Source organism: Microbacterium indicum DSM 19969, from assembly GCF_000422385.1.
GTDB classification, from domain to species: Bacteria; Actinomycetota; Actinomycetes; order Actinomycetales; family Microbacteriaceae; genus Microbacterium; species Microbacterium indicum.
Map to the genome: position 1 here is coordinate 511,876 of NZ_AULR01000001.1, position 21,170 is coordinate 533,045.

A 21,170-nucleotide genomic window follows, 5' to 3' on the forward strand; every position below is an offset into this window, starting at 1 on the left:
ATGTCAGCGCCGGCGGGCGCGATCGGTCGCGTCATGGACCTCGCCGATCAGCTCCTCGATGATGTCCTCGAGGAACAGCACCGACACCGTCCGGCCGCCCTCGTCGCGCACGCGCGCGAGGTGGCGCCCCTGGCTGCGCATGAGCGTCAGGGCGTCCTCGAGGTCGGTCGTCGCACTCACGGGCACCATATGGTGGATCCGCTTCGCGGGAATCGGCTCGTGCGCCTTGTCGACGTCGTCCGCGGCGCGCAGGACGTCCTTGAGGTGCACATAGCCGACGGGGTCGCCCTCGTCGTCGACGATCACGTAGCGCGAGTACCCGTGGGTCGCCACGGCGCGCTCGATCTCGGCGGGCGTCACGGCCTCGGGGAGCGTGACGATCCGCTCGAGCGGGACCGCGACGTCGCCGGCGTCCTTGTCGGTGAACTCGACGACCGCCGCGACGGTTCCCGCCGAGTCGTCGAGGACGCCCTCGCGGCGCGACTCGCTGACGATCGTCGCGACCTCGTCGAGCGTGAACGTCGACGCCGCCTCGTCGACCGGCTCGACCTTGAACAGGCGCAGTGCCAGGTTCGCGAGCCAGTTGAGGAAGACGACGACCGGGTGCACGGCCTTCGACACCCACACGAGCGGGGTCGCGAGGATCATGACCGCGCGGTCGGGCATGCTGAACGCGAGGTTCTTCGCGACCATCTCGCCGAACACGACGTGCAGGTACGAGACGAGGAGGAGCGCGATCACGAACGCGACGGTGTCGATCGCCGCCTCGCCCATTCCCGTGAGGCCGAGGGGCTCGGTCAGCAGATGATGGAGCGCCGGCTCCGACACGTTGAGGATCAGGAGCGAGCACACCGTGATGCCGAGCTGACTCGTGGCGAGCATCTGCGTCGCGTGCTCCATCGCGAACAGCGCGGTCTTCGCGGCGCGGGATCCCTTCTCAGCCTTCGGCTCGATCTGCGAGCGCTTCGCCGAGATCACCGCGAACTCGGCCGCGACGAAGAACGCGTTGCCGAGGAGCAGCACGACGAGCCACGCGAGTCCTGCCCAGTCGCTCATCGGGCCACCTCCTGGTCGTCGGCTTCTGCGGGCACGGGGTCGGGCACGAAGCGCACGCGATCCACGCGGCGCCCGTCCATGCGCAGGATCTCGAGGGTCCCGTCGTCGACGCGCACGGTGTCGCCGACGTCGGGCACGCGCTCGAGCTCGGACATGATGTACCCGCCGACGGTGTCGTAGTCATCGGACTCGGGGACCGTGACGGCCGCGCGCTCGCGCAGCTCGTCGGGGCGCAGCTGGCCGGGGAAGGTCACGGAGTCGCGGTGGCGGACGACGCCCGCGCGGCGGCGGTCGTGCTCGTCCGACACCTCTCCGACGATCTCCTCGACGAGGTCCTCGAGCGTCACGACGCCCGCGGTCCCGCCGTACTCGTCGACGACGAGCGCCATCTGGTAGCCGCGGCTGCGCAGCTCGGCGAGCATCTGATCCAGGTGCACCGTCTCGGGAACGCGGAGCGCCTCGGTCTGCAGGGCGCCGACGGGCACCTCCGCCCGGCGCTCGCGCGGAACGCTGACGGCGGCCTTGAGGTGCACGACGCCGACGATGTCGTCGATGTCGTCGTCGGAGACGGGGAAGCGGCTGTGACCCGTCTCGCGGGCGAGGCGGATCACGTCCTCCGCTGTATCACCGACCGCGAGCGAGTGCATGCGCGGCCGCGGGGTCATGACGTCGGCGGCCGTGAGTCGCGAGAAGGTGAGCGAGCGGTCGAGCAGCGTCGCGGTGTCCTTCTCGAGCACGCCGGCCATCGCCGAACGGCGGACGAGGCTCGAGAGCTCCTCCGCCGTGCGGGCGCCCGACAGCTCCTCCTGCGGCTCGACGCCCATCGCCCGCAGGATCCCGTTGGCGGATCCGTTGAGCACGGCGATCGCGGGGCGGAAGACCGTCGTGAACGCGACCTGCACGGGCGCGACGAGGCGGGCGGTCGCGACGGGGAGGGCGAGCGCGAAGTTCTTCGGGATCAGCTCGCCGAGGATCATCGAGAGGAAGGTCGCGACGACCATGCCGACGACCGTCGAGACGGGCCCCGCGATCGCCTCGGGGAGCGAGATCGCGGTGAAGACGGGGGCGAGCAGCCGCGACAGCGCGGGCTCGAACGTGTACCCCGTGAGGAGGGTCGTGAGGGTGATGCCGAGCTGGGCGCTCGACAGGTGCGTCGAGGTGTGCCTCAGGGCGGAGATCGTCATCGCGAGGCGCGTCTCGCCCCGCGCCTGCCTCGCCTCGAGATCGGCGCGGTCGACGTTGATGAGGGCGAACTCGCTGGCGACGAAGATGCCGGTGCCGAGGGTCAGGACGAGGCCCACGCCCAGCAGGATCCAGTCGATCACGAGCGGGTCTCACCACCCCTCGTCGGGTGGGTGGCTCGTGCGCGACGGTCGGAGGGCGTGGGAGTGATACTCGGAGGGTCGTCCATGATCAGGCGATTCTATCGAAGCCCGATGACCCGGATCGCATCGGAACGCGGATCTCACAGAGATGTCATACGCGCGTCACGCACGCGAGGGGCCCCGCGCATGTGGGCTAGCCTGGGTGCGTTACGCGTGTGCGATCCGCGCGCGGGCGAGCATTTCATCGACGAAAGTGGGCGATCTGACCGTGTCGAGTCAGGTGACGGGTACGAACACGTCAGCCGAGGGGGAATTCGGGGCCAACCAGTGGCTCGTCGAGGAACTCTACGAGCAGTACAAGGTTGATCCGAACACAGTCGACAAGGCCTGGTGGCCCGTCATGGAGCAGATCGCCGGGGGCACCGCCGCCCCCGTGACGGCCGCCGAGACGCCCGCCCCGACGGCCCCCGCCCCCGCGGCGCCTGCCCCCGCGACCCCGCCCGTCGCCCGCACGACGGCGAAGCCCGCCGCCCCCGCGCCGATCCCCGCGCAGGCCGACGCGAAGAAGGCCGCCGCCCCCGAGGCCGAGCCCGGGGAGGACGTCGTCACCCCGCTGCGCGGCATGAGCAAGACGCTGGCCAAGAACATGGACCAGTCGCTCACGATCCCCACCGCGACGTCGGTGCGCACGATCCCGGCGAAGCTCATGATCGACAACCGCATCGTGATCAACAACCACATGTCGCGCACCCGCGGCGGCAAGGTGTCGTTCACCCACATCATCGGGTGGGCCCTGATCCAGGCGCTGAAGTCGTTCCCGAGCCAGAACGTGTACTACGCCGAGATCGACGGCAAGCCCTCCGTCGTCGCTCCCGCGCACATCAACCTCGGCATCGCGATCGACCTGCCCCGCCCCGACGGCACGCGCGCGCTCATGGTCCCGAACATCAAGAAGGCCGAGACGCTGACCTTCGGCGAATACCTCGCCGCGTACGAGGACGTCGTCAAGCGCGCCCGCGCGAACAAGCTCACGGCCGACGACTTCGCCGGCACGACGATCTCGCTCACGAACCCGGGCGGCATCGGCACGGTGCACTCGGTCCCGCGCCTCACGCAGGGCCAGGGCAGCATCATCGGCGCCGGCGCGCTCGAGTACCCCGCCGAGTTCGCGGGTTCGAGCCCCCGCACGCTCGACGAGCTCGCGATCGGCAAGACGATCACGCTCACGAGCACCTACGACCACCGCGTGATCCAGGGCGCCGGGTCCGGCGAGTTCCTGAAGATCGTGCACCAGATGCTCATCGGCGGCGAGGGCTTCTACGACGACGTCTTCGCGGCGCTGCGGATCCCCCACGCCCCCATCCGCTGGAACCCCGACGTCACGGTCGACGTCGCCGAGCGCGTCAACAAGACCGCCCGCGTCCAGGAGCTCATCAACGCCTACCGCGTGCGCGGCCACCTCATGGCCGACATCGACCCGCTCGCCTACACGCAGCGCTCGCACTACGACCTCGAGATCGAGTCGCACGGCCTGACGTTCTGGGACCTCGAGCGCGAGTTCACGACGGGCGGCTTCGGGGGCAAGCGCAAGGCCAAGCTCCGCGAGACGCTGGGCCTTCTGCGCGACACCTACTGCCGCACGACGAGCATCGAGTACATGCACATCCCGGATCACACGCAGCGCGAGTGGTTCCAGCAGAAGCTCGAGCGCCCCTACGAGAAGCCCGACCACGACGAGCAGCTGCGGATCCTCGGCAAGCTCAACCAGGCCGAGGCGTTCGAGACCTTCCTGCAGACGAAGTACGTCGGCCAGAAGCGGTTCTCGCTCGAGGGCGGCGAGTCGCTCATCCCGCTCGTCGACCGCATCATCGACGGCGCGGCGACCGCGGGCCTCCAGGGCGCCGCGATCGCGATGGCCCACCGCGGCCGCCTCAACGTGCTCTCGAATATCGCGGGCAAGACCTACGCCGACGTGTTCAGCGAGTTCGAGGGCGCGCAGCCCGGCAACAAGCGCGGATCCGGCGACGTCAAGTACCACGTGGGCACCGAGGGAACCTTCACGGCGCACGACGGATCCGAGATCGACGTCTACGTCGCGGCGAACCCGTCGCACCTCGAGACGGTCGACGGGGTGCTCGAGGGCATCGTCCGCGCCAAGCAGGACCGCTCCGGGCCCGGCACCTTCCCGTGGCTGCCGATCATGGTCCACGGCGACGCGGCCTTCGCCGGCCAGGGCGTCGTCGTCGAGACGCTGCAGATGTCCCAGCTGCGCGCGTACCGCACGGGCGGGACGATCCACGTCGTCGTCAACAACCAGGTCGGCTTCACCACGCTGCCGAAGGACGGGCGCACCTCGCGCTACGCGACCGACGTCGCCAAGACGATCGCGGCGCCGATCCTGCACGTGAACGGCGACGACCCCGAGGCCGTCGTCCGCGCAGCCGAGCTCGCGTTCGCGTACCGCCAGGAGTTCAACCGCGACATCGTCATCGACCTCGTCTGCTACCGCCGCCGCGGGCACAACGAGGGCGACGACCCGTCGATGACGCAGCCGCTCATGTACGGCCTCATCGAGGCCAAGCGCTCGGTTCGCCGCCTCTACACCGAGTCGCTCGTCGGCCGCGGCGACATCACGGAAGAGGAGTACGACGCCGCGAAGGCCGACTTCCAGGCGCGCCTCGAATCGGCGTTCGCCGAGACGCACGCGGTCGAGACCGGCGCGATCCCCGTGATCACCGACGAGGCGCTCTCGACGCCCGTCGAGGGCGCCCCCGAGTCGACCGGCGTCGGAACCGAAGTCGTGCACCAGATCGGCGACGCGCACGCGAACAAGCCCGAGGGCTTCACGGTGCACCCCAAGCTGCAGCAGCTGCTCGACAAGCGCCAGCAGATGAGCCGCGAGGGTTCGGTCGACTGGGGCTTCGGCGAGCTGCTGGCTTTCGGATCCCTCCTCCTCGAGGGAACGCCCGTGCGCCTCGTCGGTCAGGACGCGCGCCGCGGCACCTTCGTGCAGCGCCACGCCGTCCTGCACGACCGCGTCAACGGCCAGGAGTGGCTGCCCCTCGCGAATCTCTCCGAGGATCAGGCCCGGTTCCAGGTCTACGACTCCCTGCTGAGCGAGTACGCGGCCCTCGCGTTCGAGTACGGATACTCGGTCGAGGACGAGAAGGCGCTCGTGCTGTGGGAGGCGCAGTTCGGCGACTTCGTCAACGGCGCGCAGTCGGTGATCGACGAGTTCATCTCGGCGGCCGACCAGAAGTGGGGCCAGAAGTCCGGCGTCGTCATGCTCCTCCCGCACGGCTACGAGGGCCAGGGGCCCGACCACTCGTCGGCGCGCATCGAGCGCTTCCTGCAGCTGTGCGCGCAGAACAACATGACGGTCGCGCGCCCCTCGACCCCCGCGTCGTACTTCCACCTGCTGCGCCGCCAGGCGTACGCCCGCCCGCGCACGCCGCTCGTCGTGTTCACGCCTAAGTCGATGCTGCGCCTGCGCGGCGCCACGAGCGAGGTCGCCGACTTCGCGACGGGTCGCTTCGAGCCGGTCCTCGACGACGAGCGCAGCATCGAGCGCGGCCAGGTGACGCGGGTGCTCCTGCACTCGGGCAAGATCCACTGGGATCTGCGCGCCGAGCTCGCGAAGAACCCGGATCCGACGATCGCCCTCGTGCGCGTCGAGCAGTTCTACCCGCTGCCCGTCGAGGAGCTGCGCACCGTCCTGTCGCAGTACCCCGACGCCGAGTTCGTGTGGGTGCAGGACGAGCCCGAGAACCAGGGCGCGTGGCCGTTCATCCAGCAGTGGCTGGCGAACAAGACCTCGCCCCGCGCCTTCTCGGTCGTGGCCCGCGCCGCGTCGGCGGCCCCCTCGACGGGATCGTCGAAGGTGCACGCCGTCGAGCAGGCCGAGCTCCTGGCACGAGCCCTCAAGCACTGACGCACACCGCCGATTGGCCGCGCGAGGATCGCCCTCGCGCGGCCATTCGCCGTTCCAGCGGCCATTCGGCAGGGATCCGGCCGCGCGAACGCCGATCCCCGCGGGTAGTGCACCCTTCGCGCGGTGTTCTGGCGAAGGAAGAGGCCCCGACTGGCGGCCGCGCAGCCTTCGGCGGCGGGCGCCGCACCGCGCGAATGGCCGCGCTGGGATCCCCCACACGCGGCCGATCGCCCCTCCTGCGGCAGAATCACCTGGATCCACCCGCAGGAACGCCGACCCCCGCGCGAACGGCGCCCTTCGCGCGGTGTTTCAGCAAAGAATGAGACCCAAGCTGGCGGCCGCCCAGCCCTCGGCGGCAGGCGCCGCACCGCGCGAATGGCCGCGCTGGGATCCCCCACACGCGGCCGATCGCCCTTCGCGCGGCCTGTTCAGCCAGGCTCGGCCGCGCGAAGGGCGATCGGCCGCGGGAACGGCGCCCCCGCGCGGGGCCCGTGATCAGTCGGACGCCCGGCCCGGGCCGGCGAACGCCTCCACGACGGTCGGGGCGTCGGCGGCGGGGTCGACGATCTCGATCGGCTGGCCCGCCTCGATCCGCCCCGTCTCGACGACCCGGAAGTAGGTGCCGAGACGGCGCTCGGCGGCGAAGCGCCTGACCCATCCGTCGTTCTCGAGCCCCATGCGGCGGGCGAAGGTCATGCAGGGGTTGCGCGGCTTCGTCGCCTCGAGCAGAACGGATCCGATGCGCCACCGCTCCCCCACGCGCGCGCCCGACACGTCGATGCCCGCGGTGCGGAGGTTCTCGCCGAAGAGCGTGCCGAGCGGGATCTCCCGGCCGAGCTCCTGCGCCCACCAGTCGGCGTCCTCCTGCGCGTACGCGTAGACCGCCTGCAGCTCGCCGCCGTGATGCGCGCGGTCTGCCTGCACGTCGGCGTACACCCCGAGGCGACCGACTTTGACGGGCCCGTCGACCGGTCGCTTGTCGATCGCCGTCGTGCCGACGGTGCCGGCGTCGGGGATCAGCTGGTGGACCGAGCAGACGGCGAGGAGCGTACCCATGGCCCCAGCGTATTCCCGGTCCGCGCCACGCGCGACGACGAAGGCGCCGGCCGCACCCGCAGCAGGCGCATCGATGCGTGCACGAGCGGACCGATCAGGAGCGCGAACGCGAGCGTCCCCCACCCCGCCGTGCCGCCGAGCAGGAGGCCGGCGGCGAGGACCGTCACCTCGACCGTCGCGCGGGAGCGCCAGATCGGCCAGCCGAAGCGGGCGCTCAGCCCGGTCATGAGGCCGTCGCGCGGCCCCGCGCCGAGGCGCGCGCCGATGTAGATCGCCGAGGCGAGCGCGACGAGCAGGATCCCGCCAGCGAGCGGCGCGACGCGCCATCCCCCGGTCGCGGGCGCGGGCACGAGGTCGATCACGATCTGCATGCTCGTGCCGACGACGAGCACGTTGAGCACCGTCCCGACGCCGAGTCGCTGGCGCAGCGGGATCCACGCGAGGAGCACGATCGCGCCGACGATGTTCGTCACCCACCCGACGCCGATCCCCGTGCGGTGCGCGATGCCCTCGGCGAGGACCGTCCAGGGGTCGACGCCGAGCCCCGCCTCGACCGTGAGGGCGCATCCGGCGCCGTAGAGCACGAGCCCGCCGACGAGCCGGGCGAGTCGCAGCGCGAGCGCGCCCAGCGACGCGATGCGGATCCCCCGAATCAGTCCACTCATGCCCGCCCGGACCGCACGCCGCGACGGACCCCGGCCCCGCGACGCACCGTCGCGATCCCGCGGGATGCGCCCCGCGTCGACCGGGATCGCGCGGTAGCCGTCACGCCGCACGGCGACGACGACCCAGATCGCGCCGGCGACCGCGAGCGCGAGGATGACGGCGAGGAGGACGAGGGCGGGAGACATACGTCGATCCCACGCGAGGATTGGAATTCTTACAAGGTGCCAATCGAGGTACTCTGGCCGCATGCCCGACTCCCGCCTCACGGCGCGCGCCCTCGACGCCATGCTCGGCGGCTGGCGCGTGCGCGAGCCCGCCTACGAGGCGCTCGCCGACGCGATCCGACTCCTGTGCCTCGACAACCGCATCGCGCCCGGAACCGCCCTGCCCGCCGAGCGCGCGCTCGCGCAGCGCCTCGCCCTCAGCCGCACGACCGTCGCGTCGGCGTATCGCAGCCTGCGCGCCAGCGGCCACATCGAGAGCGCGCGCGGATCCGGCAGCGTCACGCTCCCCCTCGGCCACCGCGACCTCGGCCGCATCTCGGCGCCCGGAGGGGCGATCGACCTGCAGCAGGCGAGCCCCGCCGCGTGGCCGGGGCTCGCCGCGCTCTTCGCCGAGGTCGCCGAGACCGCCCCGTCGCTCGTCGCGCGCTCGGGCTACGACGTCGTCGGCCGCCCGGGCCTGCGCGAGGCGATCGCGGCGCGCTACACCGCACGCGGGCTCCCGACCGAGCCGGATCAGATCATGGTGACGACGGGCGCGCAGAGCGCCATCGCGCTCGTCGCCTCACAGCTCGTGTCGCGCGGAGATCGCGCGCTCATCGAGACGCCCACCTACCCGCACGCGGCCGACGCGTTCTCGCGCGCCGGGGCACGGCTCGTCGGCGTGCCCGTCGCGGTCGGCGCGGGCTGGGATCTCGAGCGCGCCGCCCAGGTCCTGAACCGCGCCGCGCCCTCGGCGGGCTACCTCATGCCCGACTTCCACAACCCCACGGGCGAGTCGATGGACGGCGAGACGCGGATCCGCCTGGCCGAGCTCGCGCGCGCGGCCGGGACCGTGATCGTCGCCGACGAGACGACCGCCGAGCTCGCGATCGACGGCGCCCCCGGCTCCGTCCCCTTCGCCGCCGTCGCGCCCGAGGACGACGACGCCGTCATCACCCTCGGCTCCCTCGGCAAGACGGTGTGGGGCGGGCTGCGCATCGGCTGGATCCGCGCGAGCGTCGACATGATCCGCCGCCTCGCCGCGCTGCGGCCCGCGGGCGACCTCGGAACGCCCGAGTTCGAGCAGTCCGTCGCCGAGCGTGCGATGGCGCACATGCCCGAGATCCTGGCGCAGCGCTCACGCGTGCTCGCGGCCGGCCGCGACGCCCTCACGGCGCGGATCCGCGACCTCATCCCCGAGTGGTCGGTCCCCGTCGCGCCGGGCGGCGTCGCGCTGTGGATCGGGCTCGGATCCCCGCGCAGCTCGGCGCTCGTCCTGGCCGCACGCCGACGCGGGCTGCTGCTCTCGGCGGGGCCGCGGTTCGCGATCGACGGCGGCAGCGAGCGGCACCTCCGGGTCCCGATCACGGCGCCGGCGGCAGACCTCGTGCGCGCGGCCGAGATCCTCGCCGACGCGTGGGCCGAGGTCGCCGCGGCGGGAGCCGCTCGGCCCGCCGAGCAGCCGGTCGACGCCGTCGTCTGAGACCCCTCAGTAGCCGATCGACAGGAGCGGAGCCGTCGCGAGGCGGAGGGCCGCGGAGAGCTCGCCGATCTTCGCCGCATCGCCCGTCACGCGGCCCGCGCCAGCGAGCGTCTCGAGCGTCACGCCGCCGAGGATCGCCGCCGAGAAGGCGCCGATGTCCATCGTCACGTCGACCGCCGCCGCGTCGTCGAGCTCGTCGATGCGCAGGCCCGTGAGGTGCGACACGACCCACGACCCGCCCGCGAGGCCGAGGTCGTCCGTCACGCGCAGGCGCACGCCGAAGCCCGCCGAGAGGGCGCGCCCGCGGAGCATGGCCGGGACGTCGAGGACGCGCAGCCAGCCGTGGTCGTGCGCCGCGACCTTCACGGCTCGGTGATCGCGCACGAGCCAGGGCAGGGGCGTGTCGAGCGGCTGCGTGTGCGCCGAGATCTTCGCGACGAGGTCGTAGCTCAGGGCGAAGCGCCAGAGCGCCGCGCGCGCGTCGGCGGTGGATCCGATGAGGTGGATCACCTCGAACGTCGCGTCGTCCCAGTCGCCCGCGATGCGGAAGGTCATCGCGCCGACGAGCTCGCCCGCCGCGTCGGTCGCCCGCACGGCGCGGATCTTCTTCGCGTCGGTCACGCCGGCGGCCGTGCCGGCCTTCTGCTCCCAGCGGCGGCGCCACGCGGCGATGTCGCCGACGCGGTCGAGCCGGGTGCGCTCATGGAGCTCCTCGAGGTCGTCGACCGCCTGCTCGCGCGTCGTGAAGTCGATGCGGGCCTGGGGCTCGGCGGATCCCCACCCGGCGCGCTTCGCGTCGATCGTGAGCCGCGCGGCGGGGAGCGCCGGCGCGAAGCCGAAGCGGCCGTAGATCGTCGCCTCGCTCGCGGTGAGGCCCGCGACGGGGACCCCGGCGGCGTGGGCGGCGCGCAGCTCGCCCTCGAGCATCGCGCGGGCGATGCCTCGGCGGCGGTGGGTCCCCGCGACCGTCACGCCGCTGATCGCCCACATGGGCAGCTCGCCGCCCGGCACCGTCAGCCGCGCGACCCAGGCGTCCTCGGTCGCGACCGGGAACGCCTGCGGAGACGACGGGTCGTGCACCTCGATGACGCGGCGCCCCGCGAGCACGGATGCCTCGCCCTCGAGCTCGGCGGGCTCGGGCTCGCCCGCGAGGAAGCCGCGCTCGGCTGCCTCGACGTGAAGGAGCAGGGCATCGGATCCGCTGGCCACGCGATAGTCGAGGCCCTGCGCGGCGAGGCGCTCGGTCGAGGTCGGGTCGGCAGGCACGTTCCGGGCGTCGATGAAGCTCACCCGGTCAGCCTATCCGCGGCGGCTCAGCGCGGCTCGCGCACCTGCGAGTGGAGCGCGGCGATCACCTGGGCGCGCAGGTCGACGGGCGCCGATTCGTCGGAGCACGCGCGCGAGATCGCGACCGTCAGGGCGCGCTCGACGTCGACCTCCCCGCGGCAGCTGTCGCAGGTCTCGATGTGCGCGCGCAGCTCCGACGCCGCGGTCGCGCAGCAGTCGAGCTCGCCCCGCGCGAACGCCTCGAGGTCGGTACGGGCGCTCTCGCATCCGCAGTCGTTCATTTCTTCGCTCCCTGCTCGGCGGCGGCGATCCCTCGCTCAGCCGCGTATCCCCTCAGCTTGTCGCGCAGCAGCCGCCTGCCACGATGCAGACGGCTCATCACGGTGCCGATCGGGGTCTTCATGATGTCGGCGATCTCCTGGTAGGCGAACCCCTCGACGTCGGCCAGGTACACGGCCATGCGGAAGTCGTCGGGGATCTCCTGCAGCGCGTCCTTGACCGCCGACGCCGGCATGCGGTCGATCGCCTCGACCTCGGCCGAGCGGCTCGACGTCGCGGTGGTCGACTCGGCGCCGCCGAGCTGCCAGTCCTCGAGGTCGTCGATCGCGCTGTGGAACGGCTCGCGCTGCTTCTTGCGGTAGCCGTTGATGTACGTGTTCGTGAGGATCCGGTAGAGCCACGCCTTGAGGTTGGTGCCCTGCCGGAAGGTGTGCCACGAGGCGAACGCCTTCACGAACGTGTCCTGCACGAGATCGGCGGCGTCCTGCGGGTTGCGCGCCATGCGCATGGCGGCGCCGTAGAGCTGATCCATGAACGGGAGGGCCTGCTGTTCGAACTGCGCGCGGGGATCCGTGGGCACGTCGTCCAGGGGCGCATCGTCCATAAGGTCCCAGCCTACGCTCGGGAGCAGATCCTCTAGCCGGGAATCCACCTCGACACACGCCGTCTGCGTCATCCGTCACCTCTTCTCGAGTGTCACTAGGGTGGAACGCGATGAGCATGCGCGGGTATTCCCCCACATCCACCGTTCCGACGGAGGCCCCCCGAGGGCCGTACGAGGCGCCGACGGCAGCGAAGCCGCTCAGCGCCTCCGTCGCCGTGCCCGGATCGAAGTCGCTCACCAACCGCGAGCTCGTCCTCGCGGCCCTGGCCGACGGATCCAGCCGGGTCTCCTCCCCGCTCCACTCCGACGACTCGCGCGCGATGGGCCGCGCCCTGCGCGCCCTCGGCGTCGGGATCGAGCAGGTCCCCGGCGAGAGCCCGTTCGGGCCCGACGTCGTCGTCACGCCTCCCAAGCACCTGACCGGCGGGACCGAGATCGACACCGGCCAGGCCGGAACCGTCATGCGCTTCGTCGCGCCGCTCCTCGGCCTCGTCGACGGCGAGGTCCACATGACGGCGCACGCGTCGGCGCTGCACCGCCCGATGGGCGCCATGATCCGCGCCCTACGCGACCTCGGCATCGACATCGACGACGGCGGATCCTGGAGCCTCCCGTTCACGGTGCGCGGCCACGGCCAGGTGCGCGGCGGGGAGCTCGAGATCGATGCCTCCGGGTCGAGCCAGTTCGTCTCGGGCCTGCTGCTCGCGGCGCCGCGCTTCGACGTCGGCCTGCACCTCAAGCACGTCGGCCAGACGCTTCCGAGCCTCCCGCACATCGAGATGACGCTCGAGACGCTCGCGCGCCGCGGCGTGCACGTCGAGCAGCCGTCCGAGTCCGAGTGGATCGTGCCCGCGGCCGTCCCACGCGCCAAGGCCATCGCGATCGAGCCCGACCTGTCGAACGCGGCGCCGTTCCTCGCCGCCGCGATGGTCGCCTGCGGAACCGTGACGATCCCCGCCTGGCCCGCGCACTCGACGCAGCCGGGCGGCCGCCTCACCGAGATCCTCGGCCTGCTCGGGGCTCGCGTCTCGCGGCGCGGCGGCGCCGTCACGGTCTCGGCGGGACAGACGATCCACGGCGTCGACCTCGACCTGTCGGCGGTCAGCGAGCTGACCCCCACGCTCGTCGGCATCGCGGCGTTCGCCGATTCGCCGTCGTCGTTCACGGGGATCGGCCACATCCGGCGCCACGAGACCGACCGCATCGCGGCGCTCGTGAGCGGGATCCGCGCGCTCGGCGGCGAGGCCGAGGAGCTGCCCGACGGCCTGCGCATCGTCCCCGCCCCGCTGCACGGCGGCGAGTGGAAGGCGCACCACGACCACCGCATGGCGACGACGGGCGCGCTCATCGGCCTGCGCGTTCCCGGCGTCGTGATCGACGAGATCGGCACGACGGGCAAGACGATGCCGCAGTTCACCTGGCTGTGGGAGCAGATGCTCGCGGGAGACGCCGCCGCGTGAGCTGGCTGGGGGACTTCGACGACGAGGACGAGCTCTACGACGAGTCCGATGTCCGCGTGCGCCCGAACCCCAAGGCGAACCGGCCCCGAACGAAGCGCCGGCCGGCCCACGACGACGCCGTGATCGGGCGCGTCCTCGGCGTCGACCGGGGGCGCTATCGCGTGCTGCTCGACGAGGGCGACGAGGGAGAGCACGAGATCACGGCCTCGCGCGCCCGCGAGCTGCGCAAGACGCCGATCGTGACGGGCGATCGGGCCCGCGTCGTGGGCGACACCTCGGGCGACGAGGGCACGCTCGGCCGCATCGTCGGCATCGAGGAGCGCACCTCGCTCCTGCGCCGCAGCGCCGACGACACCGACGTCGTCGAGCGCGTGATCGTCGCGAACGCCGACCAGATGCTCATCGTCGTCGCGGCGGCCGACCCGCCGCCGCGGCCCCGCCTCGTCGACCGCTACCTCGTCGCGGCGCTCGACGCGGGGATCCGCCCGCTCATGGTCGTGACGAAGACGGATCTCGCGGATCCCTCCGAGTTCCTCGCGCACTTCGCGGGGATCGACGACCTGCGGGTGTTCCTCTCGGCGCCCGGGAAGTGGCCCATCGCCGAGATCGGCGACGCCCTCGTCGGCAGCTCGACGGTCTTCGTCGGCCACTCGGGCGTCGGCAAGTCGACCCTCGTGAACGCCCTCGTGCCCGACGCCGACCGCGCGACGGGGCACGTCAACGAGGTCACGGGGCGCGGCCGCCACACGTCGTCGTCGACCGAGTCGCTGCGCTTCCGCTCCGACGCGGGATCCGGGTGGGTCATCGACACCCCCGGCGTCCGCTCCTTCGGGCTCGGGCACGTGGATCCCGACAACATCCTGCGCGCGTACCCCGACCTCGACGCCGTCGCGGGAGACTGCCCGCGCGGGTGCACGCACCTGCCCGACGCCCCCGACTGCGCGCTCAACGAGGCCGTGGCGGCGGGATCCCTGCCGAGCGACCGCGTCCAGTCGCTGCAGATGCTCCTCGAGACGTTCGCATCGCGCGACGACCCCTGGGACCGCTGAGCCTCCCGAGACTCTGGCGATGCGCCGAGCCTCTGACGATCCGGGCGGCGGCGCACGGAGTCGGCTCATCGTCAGAATCTCGGCGGGCCCGGCGCCGCCCTCCCGGTAAAATCGACGGATGACGACCACGCGCCTCGAGACCGGATCCACAGCCCCCGACTTCGCCCTCCGGAACCAGGACGGCGACGAGGTCACGCTCGCAAGCCTCCGCGGCCGCAAGGTCGTCCTGTACTTCTACCCGGCCGCGATGACGCCGGGCTGCACGACCGAGGCGTGCGACTTCCGCGACTCGATCGCGTCGTTGCAGGGCGCGGGCTACGACGTCGTCGGCGTCTCGCGCGACGAGCCCGAGAAGCTCGCCCGCTTCGCCGAGCGCGACGGCCTGACCTTCCCACTGCTGAGCGACCCCGACGCCGCCGTGCACCGCGCGTATGGCGTGTGGGGCGAGAAGAACAACTACGGCCGGATCATCGAGGGCGTGATCCGGTCGACCTTCGTGATCGACGAGGAGGGCGTCGTCGCGCTCGCGAAGTACAACGTCAAGGCCACGGGCCACGTCGCCCGCCTGCGCCGCGAGCTCGGCATCGACTGATCGGCTACAGCGCGTAGCGGTGCTCGGGGCGGCCCGTCGCCCCGTACCGCAGCGACACCCGGATCCGGCCCGCCGCGGCGAGCGCCGCGAGGTGCCGCTGCGCCGTCGCCCGCGAGATCCCCGTCACCGCCGCGACGTCGCTCGCCGACGCCTCGCCGGATCCCAGGGCCGCGAAGACGAGCTGGCGGGTGTCGCCCGACGCCGTGACGGGCGCGGCGCCCCCGCGCACGGCCGCGAGCGCGCGGTCGATGTCGTCCTGCTGCAGCGCGTCGGCCGCGACGATGTTCCGGAAGCGGGCGTAGCCGCTCAGGCGATCGTGCAGCTCGCGAGGGGCGAAGGGCTTCGCGAGGAACTGGAGCGCGCCGGATCCGAGCGCCCGGCGCACCGTCGCGCCGTCGTTCGCGGCGCTGAGGATGAAGCGGTCGACGCCCGCCTCCTGCCCCACCGCGATGCCGTCGCCGTCGGGCAGGAACACGTCGAGCAGCAGCAGGTCGGGGGCCATCTCGGCGATCGCGCGGCGGGCCGACGCGGCGTCGCGCACGGGCGGCAGCGCCGCGAAGCGCGGGTGGTCGTCGACGAGGTCGCGGTGGATCCCGCTGACCCGGAAGTCGTCGTCGACGATGAGGACGCGCAGCTCGTCGGTCATGGGGTGTCCTCTCGCATCGTTCCGGGAAGCCGCGCCGCGAACACGGCGCCGTGCCCCTCGCCGCGGGCGGCGACGAGCTGGAGGGATCCCCCGCGCCGGCGCGCGAAGCGGCGAGCGAGCGGAAGCCCGATGCCCCTCCCGTGCACGGCGTCGCCCTCCTCGTCCTCGCGAGCCCGCGCGTTCTCGAAGACGTTCTCGGGATCCGCGACGCCCGCGCCCGAGTCGGTCACGGTGAGGGCGAGCGTGTCGCCGTCGTCGAGCAGGGCGACCTCGACCCACCGGGGCTCCTCCCCCGCGACCGCCGCGACGACGGCGTTGTCGACGAGGTTGCCGATCACGGCGGCGACGTCCTCGGGCTCGACGACCGAGCCGCGCACGAAGGTGTCGTCCGACATCCTCAGCGAGACGCCGCGCTCCGCCGCCTCGCTGGCCTTCGACACGAGGAACGACTGGAGGAACGGATCCCCGACGGCGAACGCCGCCTCCTCGGGAACCGCGCCGCGCTCGACGAACTCGGCGATGAGCTCCTCGGCGTCCGAGACGCGCCCCGCCGCGAGGAGGCCCTGCGCCGCGTGCATGCGGTTGGCGAACTCGTGCCGCTGCACCCGCAGCGCGCCCGTCGCGGCCCGCACGGACTCGAGGCGCTGCGCGAGGGCGACGACGTCGGTGCGGTCGCGCAGCACCGCGACGGCGCCCCGGCCCGCCGTTCCGCGCACCTCGACGTAGGCGACGCGCTCGTCGAGCACGAGCTCCCCCTCGGCGAGCGCATCGCCCGCGAGCGCGCCCTCGATCTGCCGCACGAGGCGCTGCGGCAGGCCCGCGCTGCGATAGCGCCGTCCCGTCGGGTCGCCGGCGAGCTCGAGGATCGCTGTCGCCTGGTCGTTGCATGCGCGGATCACGCCGTCGGGCGCGACCTGCACGACGCCGTCGCGCACCCCGCCGAGCACCGCCGCGCGGCTCTGCAGCAGTGCGTCGATCTCGTCCGGCTGCACGCCGCGGGTGAGGCGCTCGAGACGACGGCGGATCAGCACGGCCACGATCGCGCCCACCGCGAGGGCGACGGCCGCGATCCCGGCGACGAGCGCGCCGATCGCCGGCAGGCCGCCGTAGACGCGGGCGGGCGCGAAGCCGACGCTGACCTCCCCGATCACGGATCCCGTCGCCTCGTCGACGATCGGCACCTTCGCCCGGGCCGACAGCCCGAGGGTCCCCGTCTCCCAGTCGACGACCTCCTCGCCCGCGAGGACGTCGCCGTACGGGGTGCTGAGCTCCCCGCCGAGCTCGTCGGCGTCGGGGTGCGCGAGCCGGCGGCCGCGGTCGTTCGCGATGACGACGAAGAGCGCGCCCGTGCGGTCGGCGACGTCCTGGGCCTGGGCCTGCAGGATCCCGTCGCGCAGCTCGGCGGGGTCGGGATCCGTCTGCCCCGCGTACTCGGCGGCGACGCTCTGCACGTCGGGGTCGCTCGCGACCGAGCGCGCGATCGCGAGGCCCATCGCCGACGCCTCCTGGCGCAGCTGGAACACGCCGAACCCGAAGAACGCCGCGAGGCAGATCGCGACGATCGCGGCGGCGGCCAGGATCTGGGTCACGAGGATCCGCGTCGCGAAGCGCATCGCCCCAGTATGGGCGCGTGAGCAGAACGCGCACAAGTCGCGCAATGCGCGATACCCGCGGCCGCGGGCGGCGGATCCCTAGCGTCGTCCTGGGCGTGGATCGACCGCGCCGGAACGAACGCAGACAAGGACGTCTCATGCTCGTCATCCTCGGCTTCACCATGATCCTCGCGTTCATGGCGCTCATCATGACCAAGCGGCTCACGCCGATGGTCGCCCTGATCCTCGTGCCCACGATCTTCGGGCTCTTCGCGGGGGCCGGTCTCGGCCTCGGCGACATGGTCATGGGCGCGATCTCCGACATGGCGCCGACGGCGGCGCTGCTCATGTTCGCGATCATGTTCTTCGGGCTCATGATCGATGTGGGGCTCTTCGACCCGCTCATCCGCCTCGTGACGCGCGTCGTCGGCAACGACCCCGCGAAGGTCGTGCTCGGCACGGCGCTGCTCGCGGGAGCCGTCTCGCTCGACGGCGACGGATCCACGACCTTCATCATCACGACGTCGGCGCTCCTGCCCGTCTACCTGCGGCTCGGCATGAGCCCCGTCGTCCTGACCTGCGTCGCGGGTCTCGTCAACGGCACGCTCAACATCGTGCCGTGGGGCGGGCCCACGGTGCGCGCCGCGACGGCTCTCGGCGTCGAGCCCTCGGCCGTCTTCGTGCCGATGCTCCCGTCGCTCGCGGGCGGCCTCGTCGTCGCCTTCGGCCTCGCCTGGTTCCTCGGCCTCGCCGAGCGCCGCCGCATCGGCCGCATCGAGCTGCCCACCGCCGACCGCCCGGGCGGAACGACGCGCGCCGGCAAGCTGGGCCTGCGCGTCCCCGCGCTCGTGAGCGGATCGGGATCCCGTCCCGGGGCCCGCGCCTCGCTCGCGACCCGCGGGATCGTCACGGTGAAGGGCGCGGGCGCGACGGCCCCCGTGCGCATCGCGGAGGACGAGCGCGACACCGCGATGGCCGACACGATGCTCAACCCGGGCCGCGACACCCTGCGCCCGCGCCTCATCTGGGTCAACCTCGTCCTCACCGTCGCGGTCATGGTGCTGCTCGTGATCGACATCCTCCCCCTGCCGTTCGTGTTCATGATCGGCACGGGCGTCGCCCTCGTCATCAACTTCCCGCGGCTCAAGGACCAGTCGAAGGAGATCGTCGCGCACGCGCCGAGCATCGTCGGCGTCGTGTCGATGGTCCTCGCAGCGGGCGTCCTCGTCGGCGTCCTCGACGGCACGGGCATGGTGACCGCGATGGCCGACTGGGTCGTCACGGTCGTCCCCGACGCGCTCGGCCCGTTCTTCGCCGTGATCGCGGGGCTGCTGTCGATCCCCATGACCTTCTTCATGTCGAACGACGCGTTCTACTACGGGATCCTCCCCGTGCTCGCCGAGAGCGCCTCGGCCTACGGCATCGACCCCGTCGAGATGGCGCGCGCGTCGATCATCGGCCAGCCCGTGCACATGCAGTCGCCGCTCGTCCCGGCGATCCTGCTTCTCGTGTCGCTCTCGAGCGTCAACCTCGGCGACCACCACAAGAAGGTGCTGTGGCGCGCCCTCATCGTGTCGCTCGTGATGCTCGTGATCGGCGTCGTCGTCGGAGCCGTTCCCCTCGGCTGATCAGGCCGCGAGGAACGCGACGCCCGCCTCGCGGAAGGGGCGGGCGCCCGGCGCGTTGAAGTGATGGCGCTTCGGGATCTCGAGGAAGCCCGCGCCGGGCGTGCGGTCGGCGATGCCGCGCGCGTCCTCGAGGATCCGGTCCTCCGAGCCCGCGGCGATGAGCAGCGGCTGGTGGGGCGGCGCCCCCAGGTCGGGGTCGGCGTGGTCGAAGCGCATGCCCTCGGCGAGGGCGACGAGCGCGCGGATCTCGTTGCCGGGCACGCGATCGGCGAGCGTGACGTAGTTGCGGGTGACGGGATCCGTGACCTCGACGCCGTGGTCGGCGTAGGCGCGCGCCTGGTCGAGGTCGAGGCGTCCGAGGGGCTTGCCGTCGGGGATCCCGCCGAGGACCGCCCGCTCGACCTCGTCCTCGCGCAGCGTCTTGAGGACGTGCCAGCCGACGCGCGCGCCGAGCGAGTACCCGAGGTAGCGGACCTGCTCGAGCGTGTAGGTGTCGATGACGGTGGCGACGTCGGCGACGAGCGCGCCCATGCGATAGGCGGTCGCCTCCGTGGGCTTCTCGCTCGCCCCGTGGCCGCGCTGGTCGATCGCGATGACGCGCAGGCCGGCGCTCTGCAGATCGCGCACCCACCCCGTCGCGGCCCAGTTGTCCTTGGCGCTCGACGCGAAGCCGTGAACCGCGATGACCGTCGGCTGATCCTCGTCGCCCCACGAGTACGTCGCGATCCGGATCCCGTCGGGCGACATCACGTACTGCGGTTCGGGCATCTCGGTCACGAGAGGAAGCGGCATTCCTCTATTCTCCCGCATGGATGGCGCTCACGCCCGCAGGATGCGGGCGCGGCGGTCCTCCACGTCGGCGATGGCCTTCGCGACGTCGAGCGCCTGCTCGGCGAGGCGCGCGGAGATCGCCGCGACCGCCTGCCGCGCCTCGCCGACCCGGGCCTGGGCGTCCGTGATCCGGCCGTGCACCGCCCACGACGAGAAGATGTCGTCGAACCACAGGTCGAACGCGCTCACGATGTCGCCGTCTCCGAGGTCGGAGGCCGCGCCGGAGCCGAGATCGGCGAGCTCGGCGGACAGCGCCCGCAGCGCGACGTCGGCCGCGCGGAGGCTGTCGGCGGCGCCGTCCATCTCGGACCGCTTCACGAGGTCGGCGATGAAGCCGCCGCCGACGATGTCGTAAGCCGACCAGCCTCCCGCGCGCGCGAGCGCAGCCGCCGCGGCGTCGAGCGGGCCGCGCGCTGCCCGGGCCGCGGCGATCGCCTCGCCGACCTCGTCCCGCTCGACCTCGAGGAGCGCCGCCCTGCGGAGGAGGCCCTCGAGCTCCTCGGCGCCCGCGGCGCCGTGGCGCAGGATCAGCTCCTGCGTCGCGCGCCGCGCCTCGTCGAGCGCGGCATCGACGTCGCCGAGATCGGCGCGCCGGCGCAGCGTCTCGGCGCGGCGAGAGGCGAGCTCGGCCTCGAGGCCGGACGCGGCCTCGAGGCGGAACCGCGCGGCATCGCGCTCGGCCTTCTCCCGCGCGAGGCGATCGTCGCGATCGCCGCGCAGCGCGGCGAGGACGGAGGCGAAGGACATCCGCTCCAGGCGGTCGACGTCGCTCGCCTCCGCGTCGAGCTCCCGGCGCGCGTCCGCGACGCTCCGCGCCGCGGCGTCGACCTGCTTCTGCTGCGCCGCGGCGAGCGCGTCCAGTCGATGGGCCTGCGCGACGGCCGTCTCGGCCTCGGCGAGGGCTGTACGCGGATCGATCATGGTCACCCGAACGATCCTGCCGGATCCGGAGCCGCCGGGCACGCCGCCCCGCCCGCGCCCATCAGCGCGCGCCCGAGAGCGCGAGGTGCTCCTTGAGTGCCTCGACGACGAGCGCGTGCTCGACCTCGTCGTCCACTCCCGAGGCGACGACGACGCCGACCTGGGTCGCGCCGATGCGGATCGGCACGGCGCCTCCGCTCAGCGTGTAGACGAGCGGGTCGAGGCCGAGGGCCTCGCTGGCGGTCGTCACCCCGGCAGTCGCCCAGCGCCGGCGCACGAGCTGCGAGCTCGCGTCATAGCGCCGGACCGTCGCGACCTTCCGGATCATCCAGCCGTCGTTGTCTGCCGAGGTGCCGGCGAGCGCGCCGTGGAACACGAGCTGCTGGCCGAGCCAGACCGACGCGGCGATCGTCAGGCCCCGCTCGCGGGCGAGCGCGATGATCCGCTGCCCGACCGCCAGGGCGTCGTCGTGCTCGAACCGCGCGAATCGCACACGCGCGTCTTCGCCGGCGAGCGCCTCGATCTCGCGCTTCTCGTCTTCTGTCATGGTGTCTTCCTCTC

General features: G+C 72.7%; 18 protein-coding genes. 6 read left to right on the plus strand and 12 right to left on the minus strand.

The window, feature by feature from the left end; genetic code table 11:
* Positions 1-3: 3 nt before the first annotated feature.
* Positions 4-1,056 carry a hemolysin family protein gene (locus H576_RS0102410; protein ID WP_029149592.1) on the minus strand — a complete coding sequence of 351 codons (1,053 nt, stop codon included), beginning with the start codon at positions 1,054-1,056 and terminating at the stop codon, positions 4-6.
* Positions 1,053-2,378 (minus strand): hemolysin family protein, encoded by a 1,326-nt coding sequence (locus tag H576_RS0102415; RefSeq protein WP_029149593.1) that lies wholly within the window; start codon positions 2,376-2,378, stop codon positions 1,053-1,055. The genes H576_RS0102410 and H576_RS0102415 overlap by 4 nt, the downstream gene beginning before the upstream one ends.
* 271 nt (positions 2,379-2,649) lie before the next feature.
* On the opposite strand from H576_RS0102415, the gene H576_RS0102420 reads away from it, so the two are divergent.
* A complete protein-coding gene (locus H576_RS0102420) occupies positions 2,650-6,312 on the plus strand; it encodes a multifunctional oxoglutarate decarboxylase/oxoglutarate dehydrogenase thiamine pyrophosphate-binding subunit/dihydrolipoyllysine-residue succinyltransferase subunit (protein WP_029149594.1) in 3,663 nt (1,220 codons plus the stop codon).
* A 495-nt stretch (positions 6,313-6,807) separates the two neighbouring features.
* Here H576_RS0102420 and H576_RS0102425 read toward each other — a convergent pair whose 3' ends face one another.
* On the minus strand, positions 6,808-7,368 hold the full coding sequence (locus H576_RS0102425; RefSeq protein WP_029149595.1) for an MOSC domain-containing protein: 561 nt from the start codon (positions 7,366-7,368) through the stop codon (positions 6,808-6,810).
* Complete coding sequence (gene yczE, locus H576_RS0102430; protein WP_342664870.1) at positions 7,329-8,219, minus strand: membrane protein YczE; 891 nt, start codon at positions 8,217-8,219, stop codon at positions 7,329-7,331. Before yczE ends, H576_RS0102425 begins: the two co-directional genes overlap by 40 nt.
* 61 nt (positions 8,220-8,280) lie before the next feature.
* Between yczE and yczR the strand changes: the two genes are divergently transcribed.
* A complete protein-coding gene (gene yczR, locus H576_RS0102435; protein ID WP_029149597.1) occupies positions 8,281-9,720 on the plus strand; it encodes a MocR-like transcription factor YczR in 1,440 nt (479 codons plus the stop codon).
* A 6-nt stretch (positions 9,721-9,726) separates the two neighbouring features.
* Here the strand turns inward: yczR and H576_RS0102440 are convergent, their stop codons facing one another.
* From H576_RS0102440 to H576_RS0102450, 3 genes are read right to left on the minus strand one after another with little or no spacing between them, the layout of a single operon-like run.
* A complete protein-coding gene (locus H576_RS0102440; protein ID WP_029149598.1) occupies positions 9,727-11,010 on the minus strand; it encodes a GNAT family N-acetyltransferase in 1,284 nt (427 codons plus the stop codon).
* A gap of 23 nt (positions 11,011-11,033) precedes the next feature.
* Positions 11,034-11,288: an anti-sigma factor family protein gene (locus H576_RS0102445; RefSeq protein WP_029149599.1), complete on the minus strand. Its 255-nt coding sequence runs from the start codon at positions 11,286-11,288 to the stop codon at positions 11,034-11,036.
* Positions 11,285-11,890: a sigma-70 family RNA polymerase sigma factor gene (locus H576_RS0102450; RefSeq protein WP_051172058.1), complete on the minus strand. Its 606-nt coding sequence runs from the start codon at positions 11,888-11,890 to the stop codon at positions 11,285-11,287. Before H576_RS0102450 ends, H576_RS0102445 begins: the two co-directional genes overlap by 4 nt.
* 110 nt (positions 11,891-12,000) lie before the next feature.
* Here H576_RS0102450 and aroA point away from each other — a divergent pair, with 110 nt between their 5' ends.
* The 3 genes from aroA to bcp all read left to right on the plus strand — a co-directional run bounded on the left by aroA (position 12,001) and on the right by bcp (position 14,991).
* A complete protein-coding gene (gene aroA / locus H576_RS0102455; protein ID WP_029149601.1) occupies positions 12,001-13,350 on the plus strand; it encodes a 3-phosphoshikimate 1-carboxyvinyltransferase in 1,350 nt (449 codons plus the stop codon).
* A complete protein-coding gene (gene rsgA, locus H576_RS0102460; RefSeq protein WP_029149602.1) occupies positions 13,347-14,399 on the plus strand; it encodes a ribosome small subunit-dependent GTPase A in 1,053 nt (350 codons plus the stop codon). The genes aroA and rsgA overlap by 4 nt, the downstream gene beginning before the upstream one ends.
* Before the next feature lie 118 nt (positions 14,400-14,517).
* Positions 14,518-14,991, plus strand: coding sequence for a thioredoxin-dependent thiol peroxidase (gene bcp, locus H576_RS0102465; RefSeq protein ID WP_029149603.1), 474 nt, complete (start codon positions 14,518-14,520; stop codon positions 14,989-14,991).
* Between the two features lie 4 nt (positions 14,992-14,995).
* Here the strand turns inward: bcp and H576_RS0102470 are convergent, their stop codons facing one another.
* The gene (locus tag H576_RS0102470) at positions 14,996-15,637 is read right to left on the minus strand and encodes a response regulator (protein WP_029149604.1); all 642 of its coding nucleotides are present in this window, start codon (positions 15,635-15,637) and stop codon (positions 14,996-14,998) included.
* Positions 15,634-17,250: a sensor histidine kinase gene (locus H576_RS0102475; protein WP_029149605.1), complete on the minus strand. Its 1,617-nt coding sequence runs from the start codon at positions 17,248-17,250 to the stop codon at positions 15,634-15,636. Before H576_RS0102475 ends, H576_RS0102470 begins: the two co-directional genes overlap by 4 nt.
* Positions 17,251-17,387: 137 nt before the next feature.
* Between H576_RS0102475 and H576_RS0102480 the strand changes: the two genes are divergently transcribed.
* Complete coding sequence (locus tag H576_RS0102480) at positions 17,388-18,857, plus strand: CitMHS family transporter (protein ID WP_051172060.1); 1,470 nt, start codon at positions 17,388-17,390, stop codon at positions 18,855-18,857.
* Here H576_RS0102480 and H576_RS0102485 read toward each other — a convergent pair whose 3' ends face one another.
* Genes H576_RS0102485 through H576_RS0102495 form a run of 3 tightly spaced genes read right to left on the minus strand, consistent with a single transcriptional unit; the run spans position 18,858 to position 21,156 of the window.
* The gene (locus H576_RS0102485) at positions 18,858-19,649 is read right to left on the minus strand and encodes an alpha/beta fold hydrolase (RefSeq protein ID WP_029149607.1); all 792 of its coding nucleotides are present in this window, start codon (positions 19,647-19,649) and stop codon (positions 18,858-18,860) included.
* Positions 19,650-19,676: 27 nt separating this feature from the next.
* Positions 19,677-20,615, minus strand: a complete 939-nt coding sequence (locus tag H576_RS0102490) for a coiled-coil domain-containing protein (protein WP_036318682.1) — start codon at positions 20,613-20,615, stop codon at positions 19,677-19,679.
* Between the two features lie 55 nt (positions 20,616-20,670).
* Positions 20,671-21,156 (minus strand): heme-degrading domain-containing protein, encoded by a 486-nt coding sequence (locus H576_RS0102495; protein WP_036318686.1) that lies wholly within the window; start codon positions 21,154-21,156, stop codon positions 20,671-20,673.
* Positions 21,157-21,170 lie beyond the last annotated feature (14 nt).